The sequence below is a fragment of the candidate division WOR-3 bacterium genome (genome assembly GCA_039803925.1).
Classification (GTDB): domain Bacteria; phylum Hydrothermota; class Hydrothermia; order Hydrothermales; family JAJRUZ01; genus JBCNVI01.
The window spans coordinates 1-21,219 of the sequence record JBDRZL010000003.1 but is presented as its reverse complement, the minus strand read 5'-3'; the positions used below and the strand labels follow the sequence as shown (position 1 = coordinate 21,219).

General features: G+C 29.9%; 20 protein-coding genes. 3 read left to right on the top strand and 17 right to left on the bottom strand.

Features of this window, described 5'->3' with window-relative positions; translation table 11 throughout:
- The first annotated feature begins 30 nt into the window (after positions 1–30).
- On the top strand, positions 31–177 hold the full coding sequence (locus tag ABIN17_02395) for a hypothetical protein (GenBank protein ID MEO0283908.1): 147 nt from the start codon (positions 31–33) through the stop codon (positions 175–177).
- A 30-nt stretch (positions 178–207) separates the two neighbouring features.
- Here ABIN17_02395 and ABIN17_02390 read toward each other — a convergent pair whose 3' ends face one another.
- On the bottom strand, positions 208–696 hold the full coding sequence (locus ABIN17_02390) for a hypothetical protein (GenBank protein MEO0283907.1): 489 nt from the start codon (positions 694–696) through the stop codon (positions 208–210).
- Between the two features lie 357 nt (positions 697–1,053).
- On the opposite strand from ABIN17_02390, the gene ABIN17_02385 reads away from it, so the two are divergent.
- Together ABIN17_02385 and amrB are read left to right on the top strand one after the other, a co-directional pair.
- The gene (locus ABIN17_02385) at positions 1,054–2,427 is read left to right on the top strand and encodes an alkaline phosphatase family protein (protein MEO0283906.1); all 1,374 of its coding nucleotides are present in this window, start codon (positions 1,054–1,056) and stop codon (positions 2,425–2,427) included.
- A 17-nt stretch (positions 2,428–2,444) separates the two neighbouring features.
- The gene (amrB, locus tag ABIN17_02380) at positions 2,445–3,557 is read left to right on the top strand and encodes an AmmeMemoRadiSam system protein B (GenBank protein ID MEO0283905.1); all 1,113 of its coding nucleotides are present in this window, start codon (positions 2,445–2,447) and stop codon (positions 3,555–3,557) included.
- Positions 3,558–3,559: 2 nt separating this feature from the next.
- Here amrB and ABIN17_02375 read toward each other — a convergent pair whose 3' ends face one another.
- The 16 genes from ABIN17_02375 to ABIN17_02300 are packed head-to-tail and all read right to left on the bottom strand — an operon-like array spanning position 3,560 to position 20,741.
- Positions 3,560–4,366 (bottom strand): aldo/keto reductase, encoded by an 807-nt coding sequence (locus ABIN17_02375; GenBank protein ID MEO0283904.1) that lies wholly within the window; start codon positions 4,364–4,366, stop codon positions 3,560–3,562.
- Positions 4,366–5,157 (bottom strand): cytochrome c3 family protein, encoded by a 792-nt coding sequence (locus ABIN17_02370; GenBank protein MEO0283903.1) that lies wholly within the window; start codon positions 5,155–5,157, stop codon positions 4,366–4,368. Before ABIN17_02370 ends, ABIN17_02375 begins: the two co-directional genes overlap by 1 nt.
- A complete protein-coding gene (locus tag ABIN17_02365) occupies positions 5,154–6,206 on the bottom strand; it encodes a cytochrome bc complex cytochrome b subunit (protein MEO0283902.1) in 1,053 nt (350 codons plus the stop codon). Before ABIN17_02365 ends, ABIN17_02370 begins: the two co-directional genes overlap by 4 nt.
- Positions 6,207–6,218: 12 nt before the next feature.
- Positions 6,219–6,653: a Rieske (2Fe-2S) protein gene (locus ABIN17_02360; protein MEO0283901.1), complete on the bottom strand. Its 435-nt coding sequence runs from the start codon at positions 6,651–6,653 to the stop codon at positions 6,219–6,221.
- 2 nt (positions 6,654–6,655) lie between these two features.
- Positions 6,656–7,825: a multiheme c-type cytochrome gene (locus tag ABIN17_02355; GenBank protein MEO0283900.1), complete on the bottom strand. Its 1,170-nt coding sequence runs from the start codon at positions 7,823–7,825 to the stop codon at positions 6,656–6,658.
- 6 nt (positions 7,826–7,831) lie between these two features.
- Entirely contained in the window at positions 7,832–8,947 is a 1,116-nt protein-coding gene (locus ABIN17_02350; protein MEO0283899.1) for an ABC transporter substrate-binding protein, read from the bottom strand.
- A gap of 59 nt (positions 8,948–9,006) precedes the next feature.
- Positions 9,007–11,169 carry a cytochrome c3 family protein gene (locus ABIN17_02345; protein ID MEO0283898.1) on the bottom strand — a complete coding sequence of 721 codons (2,163 nt, stop codon included), beginning with the start codon at positions 11,167–11,169 and terminating at the stop codon, positions 9,007–9,009.
- A gap of 19 nt (positions 11,170–11,188) precedes the next feature.
- The gene (locus ABIN17_02340) at positions 11,189–13,102 is read right to left on the bottom strand and encodes a hypothetical protein (protein ID MEO0283897.1); all 1,914 of its coding nucleotides are present in this window, start codon (positions 13,100–13,102) and stop codon (positions 11,189–11,191) included.
- On the bottom strand, positions 13,099–13,956 hold the full coding sequence (locus tag ABIN17_02335; GenBank protein ID MEO0283896.1) for a cytochrome b/b6 domain-containing protein: 858 nt from the start codon (positions 13,954–13,956) through the stop codon (positions 13,099–13,101). The genes ABIN17_02340 and ABIN17_02335 overlap by 4 nt, the downstream gene beginning before the upstream one ends.
- Positions 13,946–14,965 (bottom strand): cytochrome c3 family protein, encoded by a 1,020-nt coding sequence (locus ABIN17_02330; protein ID MEO0283895.1) that lies wholly within the window; start codon positions 14,963–14,965, stop codon positions 13,946–13,948. Before ABIN17_02330 ends, ABIN17_02335 begins: the two co-directional genes overlap by 11 nt.
- Positions 14,962–15,630 carry a cytochrome b/b6 domain-containing protein gene (locus tag ABIN17_02325; GenBank protein MEO0283894.1) on the bottom strand — a complete coding sequence of 223 codons (669 nt, stop codon included), beginning with the start codon at positions 15,628–15,630 and terminating at the stop codon, positions 14,962–14,964. Before ABIN17_02325 ends, ABIN17_02330 begins: the two co-directional genes overlap by 4 nt.
- On the bottom strand, positions 15,620–16,504 hold the full coding sequence (locus tag ABIN17_02320; protein MEO0283893.1) for a hypothetical protein: 885 nt from the start codon (positions 16,502–16,504) through the stop codon (positions 15,620–15,622). The genes ABIN17_02325 and ABIN17_02320 overlap by 11 nt, the downstream gene beginning before the upstream one ends.
- Complete coding sequence (locus ABIN17_02315; GenBank protein MEO0283892.1) at positions 16,492–18,141, bottom strand: NapC/NirT family cytochrome c; 1,650 nt, start codon at positions 18,139–18,141, stop codon at positions 16,492–16,494. The genes ABIN17_02320 and ABIN17_02315 overlap by 13 nt, the downstream gene beginning before the upstream one ends.
- Positions 18,138–19,265 (bottom strand): multiheme c-type cytochrome, encoded by a 1,128-nt coding sequence (locus ABIN17_02310; protein MEO0283891.1) that lies wholly within the window; start codon positions 19,263–19,265, stop codon positions 18,138–18,140. The genes ABIN17_02315 and ABIN17_02310 overlap by 4 nt, the downstream gene beginning before the upstream one ends.
- The gene (locus tag ABIN17_02305; protein ID MEO0283890.1) at positions 19,262–20,350 is read right to left on the bottom strand and encodes a cytochrome b N-terminal domain-containing protein; all 1,089 of its coding nucleotides are present in this window, start codon (positions 20,348–20,350) and stop codon (positions 19,262–19,264) included. Before ABIN17_02305 ends, ABIN17_02310 begins: the two co-directional genes overlap by 4 nt.
- Positions 20,334–20,741: a Rieske 2Fe-2S domain-containing protein gene (locus ABIN17_02300; protein MEO0283889.1), complete on the bottom strand. Its 408-nt coding sequence runs from the start codon at positions 20,739–20,741 to the stop codon at positions 20,334–20,336. Before ABIN17_02300 ends, ABIN17_02305 begins: the two co-directional genes overlap by 17 nt.
- Positions 20,742–21,219: the final 478 nt, after the last annotated feature.

The following is a 21,219-nucleotide window of genomic DNA, read 5'->3' as shown; positions in this document are numbered from 1 at the left end:
TTATTTCTTGCATGGAGTAATGGTAAATAGATGAAAGAAATTTTAAATAAACATACTGAGATTTTAAACAGACAAACAGAAATGTTAGAAAAAATAAGTGAGATGCTTTATAAAATGGATGAAACTTTAAAGGTTATGGAAAAGAATGCTGAAGAAAGGCACAGGGAAATATTTTAAATTATAAAGCATTTGAGATAGTTTAATTAGTTAGACTCTTTTAATAACTTCTGATAGGAGTATTTCAAGTCTTTTATTTCCTTCGTCAATCATTCTTTGTGTTTCCATTATAAATTTTTCAAGTCTCTTATTTCCTTCGTCAATCATCTTTTGTGTTCTTTCAAGTATTTTTTCTGTATCTTTTTTACTTTCTTCAATCATCCTTTCAGTACTTTTTCTACCTTCTTCAATCATTTTTTGTGTTGTTTCAATCATCTTTTCAGTACTTTTTCTACTTTCTTCAATCATTTTTTGTGCTATTTCAATCATTCTTTCTGTATCTTTTTTACTTTCTTCAATCATCCTTTGTGTTGTTTCAATTATCCTTTCTGTATCTTTTTTACTTTCTTCAATCATCTTCTTCGCTCTTTCATCTTCTTTTTGTATAAGTTTGTTTGTAAAATAAGATAGAATAAGGGGTTGAATTAAAGCAAGGACTCCTAAAATAAGTGCAAGAATATTCACTGTTTCTGTTGTCATATTTTCAATTTTAAAATAAAGATTTATTTAGGGTCAAAAACTAAAAATTTTTTAATCATAACAAAATCTCAGATTCGTTAAAAAAAACCGAAAAGGCTTTCTAAATTTTTATATATATAATAAGACCCTACAAATACTCTATTTTATATGGTATTTTTAAAACAATTATTTTTGTTTTCCCTTAATCTGGAAGAGATATAAAAATCATAAAAAATTAAAAAAGGTTTTAAAATTAATAATCTTTAAGAGGTTGAATACAAAAATTTTATGAAAAAATTTCTATGTTGAAAGATCTAATTATTGATTTTAAATATTTTTAAAAAGTATATTATTACATACATTGAAATAGGAGGAAAAATGAAACTTTTTGTTTTTGGTCTTGATGGAGTTCCCTTTGATTTTTTTGATAAAAAGTTGAAGGGGAAAACACCGAATATTCAAAATCTAATGGAAAACTCCCAGTATGGTATATTAAAGAGTATAACTCCCCCTATAACTGTTCCTGCATGGGCATGCATGCTTTCTGGAAAAACACCAGGAGACCTTGGAATTTATGGTTTCAGGAATAGAAAGAAAGAAGATTATAAATTAAGGGTTTTAACATCTCATGATTTAAACTCTGATACTGTTTTGGAAATACTTTCAAGAAAAGGAAAAAGGATTATATCTATTGGAATTCCGCCTTCCTATCCACCTAAACCAATTAACGGTATAAGGATTTCCTGCTTTTTAACACCAGGACCTGAAAGTAAATATGCCTATCCTGAAGAAATAAAAAGAGAAATTGAAAAAAATTTTGGTGAATATATGTTTGATGCAAAGGGTTTTAGAACAGAGAAAAAAGACTGGTTAAAAAAAGAAATCTATAAATTAACGGAACAGAGATTTGAGATTGTAAAATATTTTTTAAAAAAAGAAAATTTTGACTTTTTTTTCTTTGTTGAAATGGGGACAGATAGAATTCATCACGGATTCTGGAGGTTCTTTGATAGGGAACACAAAATGTATGAAGAAAATAATGAGTACCAAGATGTAATACCGGAATATTATGCTTTCCTCGATAAAAAAATAGGAGAGATTCTTGAAATATTACCTGAGGATACATGGATAATGGTTGTTTCAGACCATGGTGCAAAAAAAATAGAGGGTTGTGTTGCTGTTAATGAACTTTTGATTAAAGAGGGTTATTTAAAATTAAAGGAAAATTTTAAAGAGCAAAGGCGTCTTGAACCCGAGATGATTGATTTTAATAAAACTTTTGCATACGGTGAAGGCGGTTATTATTCAAGAGTTTTTTTAAATGTTAAAGGTAGAGATAAAGAGGGTATTTTAGATAAAAGGGATTATGAAAAAGTAAGGAAAGAGTTAAGGGAAATTTTTGAAAATTTAGAAAATGAAGAGGGTAAAAATATAGGAACAAAGGCTTTTTATCCTGAGGAAATATATCCCGAAGTTAAAGGTTTTCCTCCTGATTTAATTGTTATATTCGGGAATCTTGATTACAGGAGCGTTGGTTCAGTAGGAATAAATAAAATTTTTACTCTTGAAAATGATACAGGACCTGATGATGCAAATCATTCCTATGAAGGAGTTTATATTTTAAAAAGTCCTGATGGAAATCTTAAAGGTAGGAAAGATGCGGAAATTTATGATGTAGCCAATACAATTTTAAAAATATTTGATGTAAGTGATGAAGAAATTATACCTTTCAGGGGTAAGAGTTTAATTTAAATATAAGAAAATAAAAAATGGAAGAAAGACCAAAGTTAAGATACTTTGATGTTATTCCTGACAAAAGAGGTTTTATTGTAGTTGATCCCTTTTCAATATCAAAGGAGATGTTTTTTTCAAGGGAAAGTTTTTTGCTTTTAACACTTATTGATGGTAAAAGAACTATTTCAGATATAAAATCAGAATTTTTAAAAATGACAGGTATAATTTTGTCGAATTTTGAGATAGCTAGCTTTATAAATGAACTTGACAGAAATTATCTTCTTTATAATGAAAGGTTTTTTAAGAAGATTAATGAGGAGAAGGAGAAGATGAAAAGTTTAGAATTTAAGGAAATTAAAATTAATAATAGATTAAAAGAACTTACTAAATTTTTAAAAGATAAAAATTTAGAAATAACTAAAAAAATAAAGGGAATGATAATACCTCATATTGATATTTTTGTAGCAAAAGAAACATATCAGAAAGTTTTTGCTTTTTTAAAAAATGTTAGAGAGAAAGTAATAGTAATATTTGGTGTCCCTCATTTCTGGTTTGAAATTCCCTTTTCTTTATTCCCAAAAAATTTTAAGGTAGAAGAAAAAATAATTGAGACAGATATAAATTTTCTTGAAAAAATTAAAGAAAAATTTGATTACGATATAACATCAGATTATTTTTCATTTAAAAGAGAACATTCAATTGAATTTCCCCTCATTTTCATAAGTTTTCTTGAAGAGGATAAAAAAGTTCTTGCTTTTCTTGTTTCTGAAAGTAATAAAGAAAAATTAAGGGAAATAGCCAAAAAATTGTTAGAGGTTATAAAAGAATTTGAAGGAGAATTTTTCTTTATATCAAGTATTGATCTATCCCATGTAGGAAAAAAGTTTGGTGATGAAAAAAGTTTTGACCCTGAAGAGATTGATATAAAATACATTGATTATCTTTTAAATCTTGAAAATGAGAAAGCTTTTGATTTTTTAGAAAAAAATGAGAACATAACAAAAATTGATGGGAAAAATACAAATTTTCTTTTTCTTGAAATATTAAAAAATCTTGATATAAAAAGGGGAACTTTAATTGATTATAAAAAATATTATGAGGAATTAACTGATTCCCTTGTAAGTTATTCACTTATAGTTTTTGAGTAAATTTAAAAATTTTCTTTTATTTTTTTAATATCCTCTTCTTCTAAATTGAAATTTAGAGATTCAATGTTTTCTTTCAAATGCTCAATATTTTCTGTTTTGAATATTATGAATATTTTTCTATGTCTTGTTAAAAAATTAAGAGCAACCTGAAAGGGTAATTTCCCGTATTTTTTACCAATTTCTTCAAGAACTTTAAAACCTTTAGTTCCCTTAGGAGGATTATTTTGCCATAAAGGTGAATAACCTGATAAAGTGATATCTTCATTCTCATAAAGTGGTAAAATTTTTTCTTCTACATATTGCCAGTTTGAAAGGTTATATTCTATCTGATTATTTTGAATGTTATATTCTTTTAAAAAAGTTTTGAATTTTTCGTATTCTTTAACTTCAAAATTGGAAACACCTACATACCTAACTTTTCCTTTCTCAATCAAATAATTGAAGGCATCAAATGTTTCCTTTAAAGGGTATTCCCCTGTATAATAATGAAGTAAATAAAGATCTATATAATCAGTTTTTAATTTTAAAAGGGAATTGTCGCAACTTTTAATTACACCCTTAAAATAAGCATTTGAGGGTAAAACTTTACTTGTTATAAAAATTTTTTTCCTATCGTATCCTTTAATGGCTTTACCGACAATTTCTTCCGCTCCAGTATACATTTCAGCTGTATCTATATGGTTTAAACCTGTATCAATTGAATACTGAATAACCTTTATCATTTCCCTTTCATTTCTTATTCCCCATGTTCCAAGAGAAAAAATTGGGATCTCCTCTTTAGTTTTACCCAGTTTTATTTTGGGTAACATTAAGATTTTATTTCTTTTTTTAATTCCTCATAAATTTTTCCAAAAACATATGCAGAGATTAAAAGGAAAATTATAACTATAGCACCTAATAATTTTCTCTTATTAAGTATATCTTCTTTCTTTTTAATTTCTTCTTCAATTTTTCCAAGATCTGAATAAATTCCTCCGGTTTGTTCAAGAATGTAATCAACTTCGACAATGTGGGTTAATCTCCTGAAAGAGTTTCTTGTTGCAAAGAGATTTTTATTCAATTCATCTACATTGAATCCATTTATCCATAGTTCTTCTATTTTTTTAGATAATTTTAAAATTGTATTTTCAGTATTCATAAGTGCAAATTTGATTTTTTCAGCTCTTTCATAATCGTGACAGGTTGAACATAGTTCTGGATTAATTAGGAAAAGTCCGGCTTTTTGCTGACTGTGAGCTGTATGACAGGTAACACAGTTTGGACCATCAGGGAGAGTTTGTCCATGAGCACTTTTTAAATAATTTTCCTTAACACCCGCATGGCATTTTCCGCAGAATTCAGGAACTTCTTCATATTTAGGTTTTCCAATAAAGCCAAATTCTTCACTCATGGCAGTTTCCTCATCCTTTGGATTACCACCATGGCAGTTATGACAGGAAATAGCATTTTCAGCATGTATACTTTTTTCCCATTCATGGACAGGTTTAATTAAATATTCATCACCACTTTCAAGATGACATTTTATACACACAGTTTTTTCATAAGATAAAAGTTTTAAAGGGTATATTAAAAAAAATAAGATTATAAATTTATTTTTCATGATAAGTACCCCCAGATTGTTAATAAAATATAAAAAGCTATACCAAAAACCACAGCTCCGAAAAATAGGGGTCTTTTCCATATTCTCCTTTCTGGATTTCTATCAATAAAAGGAATTAGAAAGATAAGAAGAGCTATCAAAATCTGTAAGAAAATTCCGAGAAATTCATTGGGAATCAATTTTAAAAATTGGTAGTTGGCAAGAAAATACCATTCCGGCTTTATGTGCTCTGGTGTTGAAAGTGGGTCAGCAGGAATGAGGGCATCATGAGGTATAACAAGTTGAGGGAAAAAGAATACAATGAATAATGTTAAGGCTAAAAATAAATATATAATTTTTAAATCTTTAAGAGCAAAATGGGGAAAGAAGGGTATCTTTTTAACCTTTGTTTCATCAGTTCCGGGAGGATAGGATATTCCCGTTCTTCTCATAACGAAAATATGTATGGCAATTAAAACAAAGATTGTGAAAGGTATAAAGGAGACATGGATTGAGAAGAATCTTCCGAGGGTGAATTGAGTTATTTTTTCTCCGCCCCTTATTAAATAAACAAGCCACTCACCTATAAAGGGAAAAGCACCAGGAAAACTTGTAGCAACTGAAGTTGCCCAGTAGGAAAGCTGACTCCAGGGAAGAAGGTAACCTGACAGGCACTCAACAAGAACAAGAGCAAAAAGTAAACATCCTGTAATCCAGTGTATCTCCCTTGGCTTTTTGTATGATCCCATTATTAAGGTTGAAAGCATGTGAAAAAATAGGGCAAGAACAAATATGTTTGCTGCTACTGCATGAACCCTTCTTATAAGCCATCCGAAGGTAACTTCATTCGTAATAAAGGTGACACTTTCAAAAGCTTTTTCAACTGATGGAATGTAATACATAAGGAGAAGAATTCCTGTTACAATCTGTATCAGGAAAAAAGTAAGACATACAGCGCCCATTGAATACCAGAAATTCAGGTTTTCAGGAACCATATAACCTGATAGATATTTTTCATAAAGCTCGCTTAATTTTAATCTTTCATCAACTGCCTTGAATAAATTTTTCATTTTTCCCTCCCTTTAAGAAAGGACAATAATACCTTCAGATGTTATATCTACTTTATATTTTTTTAAAGGAGAAGGTGGAGGTCCGGAGATAACAGCTCCATTGGCATCAAATCTACCTGCATGACATGGGCAGAAAAATTCATTTTTCTCAGGTACCCATTTAACAATACATCCCAAGTGAGTACATACTGCTGAAAAGGCATAAAGCTTTCCTTCTCTTCTTATTAAAATAGTTGGACCATCCTGGGATAGACCAAGCTCGTAACTTCCCTCCTTAACTATGTTTTCAGGTATTGGATTTCCATTTTTATCTGTAAAAATGTTGAGTCTCTTTTCCTCCCTTTTAGGTAAAAGATAAAAAAAAACCGGAAAGATAAAAATTAAGCTTGTTATTGATAGTAAAAACCAGGCTAAATTTTTTAAAAAATTTCTTCTTTTATTTTCCATTTTTATCCCTCCTTTTTAAATGTTTTTAAAAATGATATAAGTATATAAAAAAAAATTAAAAAAATAATTAAAGAAAATATTATAAAACTTAGTTTTCCAATTTTCAATGGTTTTTCAGTTTCAATTAATAATTCCTTTTCCTGTATTAAAAAAAGCATTACATCAGGTTCAAGGGAAGGGATCCTGTATTCATATTTAAGTTGCGTTTTTAAAAAATAGGGACCCTTATCTTTTATATCAAAGGTAAAAACTTCTCTTCTTGTCTCTTTTGGAGAAATTCTATTATCATCAAAAACCCTATAAGCCTCTGTGAAAATTTTATCTATTTCATCTATTACCTCATTATTTTTATTCACTAAAACCCTTTGATAAATTTTGCTTTGCTTTTTAATAATTTCTCCAAATTTATTAACAAGTGAGACTTCAAGAATTAATTTTCTTATAGGTATCCCTGTTGGTAATTTATGTCCTGACTCATTATTTGTAACATATACACTTGTTATTATTTTTTTATTTTCAACCTTATATAAGACATTAAGAGATGCTGCTTTTTTTAATCTTATTTCTGAATGTCCACCTAAACACTTGTGATCCGTTATGTGTCTTTTTGAAGGATAAACTTTTGGATCCACAATTTTTGTAAAAGGTATTTCTGTCATATGACAGTTTTGACAATGAATTCCCTTTGCACTGTATTCACTGTTTTTCCATTCATTGTAAGTATCAAGAACATAAACTCCATACTTATTTTTAAATTCATGACAGGTTTTGCAGAATTCAGCTTTTGAGAAAATTTCAGAATATTTATTCTTGTGGCCTATATTTAAATTTTCAGGAATATCTGAAATTGGACCAAATTTTATGTTACCTATTTCAAGTTCAAAATTTCCATTTTTAACATCCCTTACACTGTGACAGAAATCACATGTTATTCCTTCCTTTGATATTTCCTGTTTTATCATATAATCTTTTGTTTCAGAAACAGTGGGAACATGACAGGTTAAACAGAGTTTTTGTTCTTCGGTATTTATGATTTTTTTGTAAGCATCTTGAAATACTGGGTCTTCAAAGCTCTGTGCGTGAAGTGAATTTTTCCATTCCTTATATATATCAGTATGACACTCACCACATTTTGATGCTAATGTAAAATTTAATATTAATATAGCTATCATATTCCTTTATTCAAAATAAAGTTTTGTAATAAACTTAAATCCTTCTTCTTCTGGCTTTAAAATAAATACCTCCCTGTCAGGGTCTTTTTTACCATTAAAACTTATTCTACCTGTTACTCCTATGAAATTTTTTAGATTAGTAAGATTTTTTACAAATTCTTCCCTATCAATTTTTTGCAAATTTTCAATTATATAAACAGAAAGATTAAAAGCATCATAATAAAGTGCGGAAACAAAGGAAGGAGTTTCTTTATATTTATTTTTAAAATCATTTAAAAATTTTATTACATTTTTTGATGTATCAAAAGGAGAAAAGGGAGAAGTGATAAATGCTTCTACACCTTCCTTCCATATATCTTTAAGGGAACTTATTAAAAGGGGAGAATACCATCCATCACCACCTAAAAAAGTAATATTTAATCCCTTTTTATATGCTTCTTTAATAAACATACTTACTTCTTTAACATATCCTGGAATAAAAATAAGATCTGGTTTATATTTTTTAAAATTCTCTATCTGTTTAGAAAAAGAGGTATCTCCTTTTAAATAGAAGGTTTTAAATAAAATTTCTCCCCCCTCTTTATTAAATACTGCTTCAAACTGTTTTGAAAGTTCTTCTGAATAAGGATTTTGAGCTTCAAATAGAATTATAGCCTTTTTCTTTTTTAAATTACGAATAGCAAATTTTGCCAAATATGAACCCTGAGCAATATCTGTATAGGTTAATCTGAAAACAAAATTTTTACCTTCTGTAACAAGTGGGTTAGTTGCTGTGGGAGTTATGATGGGGATTTTATTCTTTTCAGCAATTAAGGATGCAAAAATAGCAAATTTAGAAATTTCGGGTCCGATTATAATAAAAGAGTTTCTATCCTCTTTAATTTCTTCAAAAATTTTTTTTATTTTATTTATATCACTTTCTGTATCCCTTATTATTACATTTATTTTTTTTCCTTTAATTTTTTTGTCTTTAATCTTCTCATAAAAAAGCTTTATTCCCTTTTCTGCTTCTTTTCCGTAAACTTTTTCAGGTCCAGAAAGAGATACCAAAAAATAAATATTAATATTTCTACCACAGCCCAAAAAATAAAAAAGAGAAAGAATTTTTAAGATTCTTATCATAATTTTTATAATTTTAATTTTTTTAACTATTTAATTTCAAAAAGAAAATATATTAATTTTTATTTTTTTAGATAATATGAGAAAACTCTGTCCTCAAACATCAAAGGATTCATAGGGTAAACTTCAGGATCAAAAATTGCCCAGTAGAAATGCCAGGTTAATATTGCAAGAGTTGCAAGGATAGCTTCATAAAAGTGAATCAAAAGGAATATATCAAGTATAAATGAGGGCATGAAATTTAAAAAGAAATCCTTAAACCATAGAGCAATACCTGTTATACTCATTACAATAGTTCCCCATACCAAAGCCCAGAATTCAAATTTTTCATAAAAGGTAAATGGGTGGTTCAGTTCTGGTTTTTCTTTCTTTATATTCAGGTTATATAAAAGTAAATTTATTGCATCTGAGATGTCCTTAAGATTAAATAAAATTTTTGAAAATTTTTCTCTCCCTTTTTTTGTAAATAACATAAGTAAGACCGTAATTATAAAAGAAATGATCGTTAAAGTGCCTGCAATTCTGTGTAAATATGCTCTCAAGGCACCATTTCCTATTTTAACAAAAAAGCTGAAAAAGAAATTTTCTGGATAATGATGTGCAAAACCTGTATAAACGAGAATAAAGAAAGAAATTATGTGGATTAAATGCAATCTTCTTTCAAAATAGGAAAATTTAGTATTTTCAACCTTTTCAAGTTTAAATTCTCTAAATCCTTTTATAAAAAATTCCTTTCTTTTCTTCCAGTAATCAAAAAAGCAATAAATTATCATTGATGTTATTGTGACTATTATGAGCAATATGTAAATAAGGGACACAATCTTTTTTATTATTTGAATATTTCTATCTATCCGCTCATGAATAGGACCAATGAAACCTGTTTTTTCCGCAATACCTTTGTGACATTTTCCACAGGTAATTGGTAAATTTTTCTTATTTACAGGTGATTCAGGATCACTTGAAGGAAGTATAGAATGATTACCATGACAGGATGCACAGTTTGCAACTTTGATATTACCTGCTCCAAGTTTTACACCATGGTAACTTGCAAGGTAACTTTTTAATTCCATAACAGGTATTCCGTATCTTTCACTCAGTTTTACACTTTCATGACAATCAGCACATGTTTTTGGTATGTTCAAGGGATAAACAGGAGATTTTGGATCCCAGGGAGGAAGTATTCTGTGTTCTGAGTGACAGTCTATGCAGGAGGGAGCATCAAAGTTTCCAAATCTTATTGCGCGGAAATGGTCACTTTTTACATATTCCATGTATTCCTTTTCATGACATTTTGAACAGGTTTTAGGAACATTCTGTTTATAAATTGTTGATAAGATATCTCTATGGGGAACTATATTATGAACTCCATGACAGTCAGAACAGGTTGCTGCTCTTTCACCTTTAAGTAGCATTTCATGATGAATGCTTTCTTCATATAAAGCATAGGGATTTTTTATTGTGATTCCCCATTTTTCAGCAAATTCAGGTTTTGAATGACATTTTCCACAAGTTTCAGGTAAATTTACATAATAAACTTTTGAATTTTTATTAAAAGCTTCAAGAATTTCGTGGCTATCATGACAGTCCCAGCATTTTGCAGCAGGCTTTTTTTCCTTTATGCCCATTCCATGTATGCTTATCTCATGTTCCTCACATTCCTTCCTGTGGCATAACCCGCAATCCTTACAGTTTAATTTTTTTACATGTTTTCCGTCAGGTTCAAGACTGTATACAGTTCTATGACAATCAACACACTCATGATTTTTGTGAACTGATTTTCTTAGTTTTTCTTTTATTTCTTTGTCGTGACATTCAAGACATTTTTCCGAAGGGTACAAAACAGCATGGTATTTTTCAGGAACAGAAACTGAAGGATGGCATGTTGCACAAAATTTATCCAGATTAAGGGGGTGAAGTTTTGATTTTACTTCTATTACAGGTTCTATATCATGGGTTCCATGGCAATCAGTGCAACCTGGAGCTTTCAAATTTCCCTTTTTCCTTGCCCTCTCATGTGGATCCATTTCAAAAACTCCCATTTCCTCTTTGTGGCATAGTCCACAGTTGACATTACTTAAGGGTACTTCATGGGGTAATTCTTTGATTCCTGTATGACAATCACTGCACTTTACCTTTTCATGGGCTCTTCCTGGCATTTTTATATCTTCGTGACATACTAAACAATCACTGTTTTCAAATAAAATTAAAAAAAAGATTAAAATCATTTTCCCCTCCTCCTTTTAATTAATAATTGTACTTTTTAATTTTTCTAAAAAATTCCTCCATAAACATTATATTGTGTGTTCCGTAGGAACCTTCTTTTTTAAATTTTTCATATTCTTCAAGAAAATTGTAAAAATCAATAATTTCTTTTTTATTTCCTTTTTCCTTTAATTTATTTACTATTTCTTCAATTCTAAATTCAAATTTTTTTATTTCTGATTTAATAAAATTTAATTTTTCAGCAAAATCTTTTTCATAACTTGTTTCATGACAATTTGAACAAATAGATGGTTCTGGTCTTATAATTTTTCCTTCTTCAATGTGACAATCCGAACAATCTATTCCAGCTTCTTTCATTACATCCATTGATTCTGAAAGATATTCACCACTATAAAATTCTTTCTGTATTTTATGGCAATCTTCACAATTTTTTTCCTTTTGGTGATGACAGGAATTACAGTCTTCCGATATTTTTTTTAAATTGCCGTGAAGATCCTTTGAAGGTTCATCTTCTATATGACAGTCATTACATTTATAATTAAATAGATGGGGACCATGTAAAAATTCTTTATTTTTAAAATATAAATTTTTATTTTCAACACCGAAATGACACTCAATACATTTTGGATTGTTACTATAAATTTTTTCAATATCTGGTTTTTTTGTATCAATTTTTAATTCTTTTTCAACTTCATCAAGTAAAAGATTTATATATCTTATATTATGAGCTCCGAAACTTTTATCCTTATTAACAAGTTCAAGATTTAATTCAATCTTTTTTGAATCATATTGAAGAATTTTTAAATCTTTTAACAGGGAATAAATTTTTTCTCTCTTCTTTATTCTTTCAATCCTCTCTTTTACAAGGTTTTGCCATTTTAAAAGGAGTTTATCAAAATTTTTTCCATGGCAGAAAACACATTCAGAAGGATTAGCCTTTGGTAGTTTAAAATGAGGACCAGTTAAAGTTCTTTCTAAATTAACTTTATGACAGCCCTGACATATAACACCTGCAATAAACATTCTATCAGGAAGATTTGGTACTCCAATTCCTCCTGTTCCTGAATAAATTTTTTCCTGAACAAAGTGGGCATTTCCGTGACATTCCTGGCATTGTGGTGAGAAAACCTGTGTCACTAATATTTTTCCGTGTTTAATTTCCTCATGACACCTGAAACAGGAAATATTTTCTCCATGGACATGAATATCGTGTATTTTTCTTTTATCAAGAAATTCTCTTTTAACTTCAATGTGACATTCAAGACATTTTTCTGATTTTATATCTCCTCTGCCAGATATAACATTTAAGTGACAAGTTAGACAATCAACGCCACCTTTAATATATTCATAGTGTTTAAAAGGAACCCCCCAAATAAGAAGTTCTTCCTTTGGCGGTCCGTGACAGATTCCACATTCACCTTTTTTCCCAAATTCTCCACCAATAAAGTGACATAAAATGCATACCTTGATTGAAACTGCAGTATGTTTTCCCTGAACAAGTTCTGAATGACAGTTCTGGCACCTGAAGTTAAGGTTATTTGTTTTATCATTTAAATGGAAATTGTGGTTAAAACTTATTTCTTTCTCAGTAAATTTAATTTCCTTATTTAAAAATTCTTCTTTTTTATGGCATTCTAAACAAGCATCGTCCTTTACTTTTGTTTTTATTTCTTTTGAGTAAAATCCTGCAAAGTATCTTAATATTTCACCCGTTAACCTCAATTTTCCCCCTATGTATTCCTTTTTTCCTGGTCCATAATGGCATTTATAACATGGGACTGTATTATGTGAAGAACTTGCCCAGTTATCATAATAGGGTTTCATAAAGTGACAGGTATTACAAAAATCAGGATTATCGGTAGCTTTAAAGAAAATTATTGAAAGGTAAGAAAGGATCAGGAAAAATAACAAAGAAATGAAAGCAAGTTTTCTCATTTTTTGTTTTCTTTTTCCTTCATTATTCTTTCGTATTCAAGGGGATGTTCTTTTAGCATTCTCTCTTTTGAAATTTTTCCTGTAAAAATGGTGGGATTGAAGGGAAATACCTCAGGGTTAAAATGGGCATTATACCAGTGCCATATAACAATGGCAAGAGTTGCAAGCATTGCTTCATCTGAATGTGCTTCTTTTGCAATATCTATTACAAATTTTGGAAGAATACCAATAAAAAAGTTATGAAACCACAGAATAGAACCAGTAGAAACCATTATCACCATACCCCAGTAAACAGCCCAGTAATCAAATTTTTCCACATATGAAAATCTTCCGAATTTTGGTTTTTCCCCTTTAAGTCCAAGAAAATATTTAATGTTCTGGAAGAAATCTTTAAAATCTTTTATTCTGGGTAAAAGTTCCCAGAATTCCCTTCTGCCTTCTTTTGTAAAAAGAATGTAGAAAATATGCCAGAAGGAAACGAAAATAAGTATACTTGCTCCTATTCTATGAAGCAACCTTGATACCTGTATTCCACCCATTATTTTAAGGAACATCTTGGCCCATCCTGCTTCATGAAACTTTATAGGTAGACCTGTAAATATAAGAATCAAAACACCAATAGCAAGAAATAAGTGCTGAAGTCTTACATTTAAGCTGAATCTTATAAAATATTCTTCTTTTATCTTTTCTTCCTTTTCTTTTTTTTCTTTTTCCTTTTTTAACCTTTCAAACTCTTTTTTATATTTTTCCTTGATTTCCCTTTTTATTTTTTCCTTCAATTTTTCATCTATTTCAATTTTTTCTTCCTTTTCAATTTCTTCAATAAATTTTTCCTCTAATTCTTTATTCTCCATGCTTTCTCCTCCTTAATCTACCATAGAGGTCAAGTAATATGTGGATTATAAGACCTGTTATAACAAGAAAGGTAAAGATTTTAAAAAAGTTATAAACATAAAATATAATACCTGATTCCTTTTCTTGAGGTAAAACATGAATTCTTCCTTTTGCTACATTCTGTGAAGCATTGGGGTGACACTTGCTACATGTTTTGGGTAAATTGTCAGGATGAATTGGAGATCTGGGGTCTCTTTGAGGTAAAATTTTGTGGTGTTCATGGCAGGAAGTGCAGTTTGCAGCTTTTAAAACACCAAACTCAAGGGCAATCCCATGAAAACTTTCCTTGTAAGCTTCTACCTGTTTTACAGGTACACCGGTTTTTTTCATTAACTCAACATTTGCGTGGCATTTCTCACAGGTTTTTATAACATTCTTTGGATTTAAACTTGACCTCGGATCCTCAGGTGGCAAAACATCATGTTCTCTATGACAATCATTACAAACAGCAGATCCAATTATCCCTTTCTTTATACCCTGCCAGTGAATTGATGTTTCATATTCTTCCCTTTGATTCATATGACATTCTCCGCATGTTGAGGGAACATTCTTTTTATATACACTTGAAAGGCTATCTTCAGGTGCTCTTACATTGTGAATTCCGTGGCAATCCATACATTCAGGGACTTTTTTTCCTTCCCTTTTTCCCTTTTCATGAATACTTTCTTTATATTTTTCAGGTTTTTTCTCAGTGGGTGCTCCAACAACATTTCCTTCAAAATGACATTGCAAACAGTGAATTTTTTTTGGTTTTATAAGGTGAGGTATTACTCTAACATCATTGTGACATTGTTGACATAAAAATTTTTTATGGACAGAATTTTTAAGTTCTTCATAACTTACATATAGACTTTTAAATTTACCTTCCTCAACAATTCCAAAATCTTTTTTACCGTGACATAAAAGACACCTTCTATCTTCTTCTAAAGGTGCCTGTAAAATAAAAATAAAAACTAAAATTAAGCTCATTTCTCCTTTATCTTTTTATATTCTAAATAATGATTTTCTTTTAACCAGTCTTCGTCTACATAACCATCCCAGAAGGAAAAGTTTATAGGAAAATTTGAAGGTGAAAGATGGACTATATAAAAATGCCACAAAATTAAAAATATTATAACAATTGTAGCAGTCCATGAATGAAGGGAAAGGGAAAAGTCGATAATCCATTTTGGAAAAATGATAAAGAAGTAGTTGTGAAAAATAAGAATTATACCAGAAAGAACCATTATAAGTATTAAAAGGGAAATTACCCAGTATTGCATTTTTTCTTTGTAGGAATACCTATCAAATTCGGGTTTTTTATCTGTTTTTCCTATATCATATAAAATACTATCAATGAAATCTTTAAAATCCTTTTTGCATGGTAAAAGCAATTTAAATTCCTTTCTGCCTTCTTTTGTAAAAAGTATGTAAATAAAATGATATATTGTTGTAAAAATTAATAAAAAAGCTGACATTCTGTGAAGTGCTCCCCTTGCTTCAAATCCTCCTTCAAGAAAAATCAGTATTTTACCGAAAGTGGTATGGGAATATTTTAGGGAAAAACCTGAAAGAATGAGTAATAAAACGCTTATCATTAAAAGCATATGCTGAACTCTCCATGACCTTGAAAATCTTAATATTTTATTTTTCATTTTCCCTCCTTTTTTTTCTGTATCTTATAATATCAAAAATTATATGCATAATAAAACCAAAAACAAGAATTGAAATAAAAATTGTATAAAATAATCTGACTGCGTAAACATAGGGTGCTATTTCTCTTTTGGCTTCCACATGGATTTTACCCTGTGTAAATTTTATATCTGCAACAGGGTGACATTTTCCGCAGGTTTTTGGAAGGTTTAAGGGGTGTATCGGACTTTTTTCGTCCTCCGCTGGTAAAATCAGGTGATTTCCATGACAGGAAGCACAATTGGCAGATTTTAAAATGCCTTCCTCTAAATAAAGACCGTGATAACTTTTTAGGTAGGTTGAAAATCTTCTAGGTGGTAATCCATATTTTTCGGTTATGGCTTTATTTTCATGACAGTTAGCACATGTTTTTGGAACATTTTTGTAGTAAACAGGTGATTCTTTTTTTAAGGGGGATAAAATATAATGCTCTGAATGACAATCAATGCAGGATGGTGCATCCTCTATGCCTTTTTTAAGAGATAAAAAGTGGATACTTTTTTTGTAATCATCTCCCTCTTTCAAGTGACAGGTTGAACATTTTTCTGAAATTATGATTTTAGAGCCGTAAATTTTAAATGATAAAGTTTTGTGACTTCCGTGACAGGAATAGCAATTAAGATGTTCAAAATGGTCACTTCTGTAGAAAAACACAACAACATCTGTGTGACAATTTTCACAAATTTTATCTTTTTCTGGATGCGGATATTTATCAAAGGATATATGGCAGTCAAGACAATTTAAAATTCTATGGGGAGATTGCATAAGGGAATCATAAATGCTTTTAAGGTGGCAGTCTAAACAGTTTATAGAAAAAATTAAAATTAAGAGTGACACTGTGAACAGGTATCTTCTTTTATTAAAAGATTTTTACCATGGCACTCATTACATTTTAACTCCATTTCCTTTACATGGATGTTGTGGTAGGAGTTTATTTCTTTACCATGACAGGTAATACAATCTTTTTTTATATTCTCTTTATGATGGCAGGGCAAACAGTCTTTTTTTTCTTTCAAAAGGGTTATCATGTGTGGTTTTTCTTCCTTATTTTCTTTGTGGCAGTTATTGCATTCTATTTTATTTAAAATATGTATATAGTGAGAGAAAGTTTTTCCATCAAAGATGCTTATTTTCCTTTCAACTCCGTAGTGGCATCTTGTGCATTCAATTATTGCTTCTGTTATAAGAAAAGTTTCAGTTTTATAAAGGCTAATTCCTTTTTCCTTTAAACCTTCATTAATAAAATCAACTGCTTTTTTCAATAATTTTTCAGAATACAAAACATTGTGCAAACCACCTCCTTCTTTTACAAGTTTGAGATTATATTCAGCATTTTCTAAATATTCTGAGTCCTTCAATTTACTTTTTGCTTCATCTATGATTTTCTCAGTCTCCTTTATTCTTTTTTCAATATTTTCTTTCCAGGAATTGTAGATTCTGTAGTAGGAAGCACCATGACAGTTCATACAGGAAAAAGGACCTGATTTTTTTATTTTCCCTTCTTTATCTATTATATGGCATCCCTCACATCTTACACCTGAAAGAAACATAACTGAAGGAGTTGGTTCTACACCTTTTCCTCCAATTCCCATATAAAGGTCTTTCTGCGGGGTATGTCCCTCCAAATGGCATGTGGAGCATGGAGTTTTTATTACCTCTTCTATTTCCCTTGGTTTTCCATGATAAATTTCCTGATGACAGTTTAAACACTCCACCTTATGTATAGTGACATGAATTTCGTGTATTTTTTCATTGTTTTTATACTCCGATATTCTTGCTGGTTCATTATGACATGTAAAACATCTTTCTTCAGGAACTGAGCCAGATCCTTCAACAGAATGAGCATGGCATAAGAGGCAATCCATACTGTATTTTTCAACATCGGAGTGATCAAATGTAAAAGAGGCGATTTCTATTTTTTTTCTTGGCATACCATGACACATTGTGCATTTTGCTGTTCCTTTCCCCAGTTCTGTTCCCTTGAAGTGGCATATAAAACATGTGCTTTCAGTAACTTTTATATGTGCTCCCTGAACAATCTGAGAGTGGCAGGAGGTGCATTTCAATTTTTTCCCCCTCCTTAGCATTGTCAAGTGGGGTTGATGGTCAAAAAGAATATTTTTAAAATACACCTTCCCGTATAAAAGTCTCTTTTCATGACACTTTAAACAGGCAGCATCTTCAATTTCAGCCCATGGATTTGTGCTATAAGTTCCTGTAAAATACCTTACAACCATTGCAAGGGCTTCATATTTTTTTCTAAATTCAGAAGTTATACCAGGGGGAATGTGACATTCAACGCATGGAATGCCATTATGGGATGATGTTTTCCAGGATTCAAAGTAAGGTCTCATATAATGACAGGAACCACAAAAATTAGGATGGGAGGTAATTTGAAATGAAAAAATTATAAAAATTATAAAAATTGTGAAGGTAAGGAAAGAAAAAAAGATTATTATGTAGACTTTTCTCATGCTTTTTCTACTCTCCTTTTGAATTCAAAAATTAAAAAAACTGTAACTATAATTAAAATCCATAAAACAGGTATTATTATGTATCTTGTCTGGAACAGTTTATATTTATTTATTGCTTCATGTTTTACATCGTCATAAACTCCCTTGTATTGAAGATAGGTTTCCTTTATTCTTTCAATATTTAATGTATGAAGAATACCTATTTCTTCTGCAAGAGAATTATTTGCATCATTAATTCTTTCCTTTAAATCCTTTGTTTCAAGAGGAATTTTTTCTATTTTTGAGATCCATTCAGTTGCATCTTTATAGGAATTTTCAGTTTCAATAAGAAGTGTTTTGATCTCTTCTTTTAATTTTAAGGAACTATTATCTTTTTCGTGACAGTTTATACAGCTTTTATCCCAAGTGGTAAGATCGGCTTTGACTATATTGTGATTTCCATGACATACTTCGCATTCTTTAATTTTTATCTCAACAAATACCTTATAATGGGGACTTTTCAAAAAATTTGCTCTTACATTTTCATGACACTTACCACAAATTTTATCAATATCTCTGAAACCTGGTGGATAGGCTCCATGGGAACCATGGCAATCAGGACATGTGGGAGAGTCTTTTATTCCTCTTCTAACATATTCAAAATGTATGCTTTTAGAATATTCTTCAAATTCTTTTTTGTGACAATTTCCGCATAAATATGAGACCTTTGATTTATTTACAGGAGAATTTATATCATTTGCTTTGTAAACATTATGGTAATTGTGACAATCGGAGCAGACAGGAATGTTATTCTTTTTATTTAAAGATTTCCCGTGAGCGGAAAGCATATAAAGTTCAAATTGATCAAAGGTTATGCCGTAGGGAGCCATTTTTTCTGCTGAGGAATGACATTTAGAGCATAAATTTAAAATTTCTTTTTTTGAGAATTTGCCTTTAAAATTCCCTGAATGGGCTTTTTTTATGTCAAGGGATTTTTCATTTCCACCATGGCAATCAGAACAGTAGACATTCTCATAATAGTGAATGCTCTTTGTGTAGTTAAGTCTTATTTCACTGTGGCACAAAAAGCAACCTGTTGAATCTATCTGTGATAAGAATGATAAATAAATTATTATTCCTTTCATTTCAGGAATTCTAAAAGGGATATAAAAATTAATACACTGAAAAAGAAGATATAAAGAAAAAATGTAAGTGGTTTCTTTATGAGGGGAATTGGTGGGGTTCTATCAATCCAAGGGAGAAAGAATGGAAAAATAATAAGGATAAAGGATAAAATTGAATAAGAAATCTGGTTAAGGTTTGTTCTCAGAAAATCAAAAAACAGTAAAAAGAAGGGAACTTTATAATTTACATAGTTTTTATAAGGAACAAAAGGTTCTGAGATTTTTCTCGGGAAAATGTTGCTGAGTGTGAAAATTATAGCAAAAGCAAGGAACACTATTATTAAAATTTCAAAAAAGTATCCAGGGAAAACTTTATCGCCCCTAAAGTAACCATCTGATAAACCCAGTTTTCTTACAGAAAGAAAATGTAGATAGAAAAGGAAAAAAATAAAAAAAGGTAAGATAATTATGTGAAAAATGTAGCTTCTTAAAAGGAAAAAATCTGAAAGTTCGCCTGCAAATAGAAAAATTTTATAAAGGCTCCCGATAATTGGTATTGGTGAAATTATTTCATAAATTCTATAACTCATAAATCCTGAGCTTCCGTCCATTGGTAAGGAAATTCCTGTAATATACTCAAACACAATCAAAAGAAAAAGAAGGTATGCTAAAATCCAGAAAAATTCCCTGGGTGGGGAGAAGACTTTATGATAAATAAATCTTATAAGGCGGAAGATAAGTATAACAAGTAGTGTTATGCTTGAAAAGTAATGGAAATTAAATATGAAAAAGCCAAAGGGTTTATTTATTATTGTATCCACAGTGGAAGAGTATGCATTTTCCTTTGATGGAATGTAATAAAAAAGGAGCATAGTTCCTGATACTACACAGAAGATAAATAAGATAAAAGTTAGAATTCCGAGAAGATATGGCCATCTTGTATATGATGGAGAAGGAGTTTCCATTGCGTCTTTTATTGCTTCTTTAACAGGTTTATCGTGGGGAAGGGGTGTATAGAAAATTCCGAAGGAAGTTATAAATGATACAAGCTCATTGAGGGAAATTCTTTTCTCAAGAAACTCAAGTATTTTATTCAATAAGGACATATATTTTTCCTCCCTTTATTCTAACTTGATACTTTTTGAGTGTTTTTAATTTTTTATTTAAAGGATTACCGTTAAGGTCAAATTTTTCTCCGTGGACAGGACAAAATAAAACATTTTCATTTTCCTTGTATTCAAGTATAGCCCTTCTGAATGTGCAAATAGCTGAGATAGAAAAAAATTCTGAGCCATTAAAGTATAAAAAAATAGGTTTCTCTAATTTATAAAAATTTACTTTTGGTTCATGAAAATTTTTTAGTTCATCTATAATAACCCACAGGGGTTTTTTCTCATCCCTTGAGCTTAAATATGTTAAAGAAGTTCCAAAAAGGACAATTATCCAGAAAAAAATAAAAAACCAGAAAAAAAGTTTAATAAAGTCAATTTTTTTCATAATCCCCTCCAGAATTTAAATTAGTTAATTATGTTTAATTATACTCCCCCATTTTTTAAAAATTCAATTTATATTTTGAAAATAACTTCCTGATTGATAAAAGAAAAGAGCTGATTATCCTTTAAGTTCAATAGATGAGGAGGCAGGGAATATTATATTTCCTTATGAAAGTCAGAAAGGATGGGGATATGAGATAGGGGAGAGGATAAAAAATGTTCTTAAAGAATATTATGGAAATAACTGGCAAGATAACCTTAATATAGAAGTTGTGGTTATTGTTTATTCTATGGGTGCATCTTTATCAAGGTGTGTGGATTTAGAAAATTCTGAAAAGAAAAGTTGTTTATTTGAAAAGGAGGGAAAGTATGTTAGGAATTTATAAAGTGTTAATTTTTTTTAGGGTTAGTTTAATGATTTTATTATTTTTTGTGTTATCTTGTACAAGGTATTGGTGGGAGGAGTATAGGGAGGTTCAGGG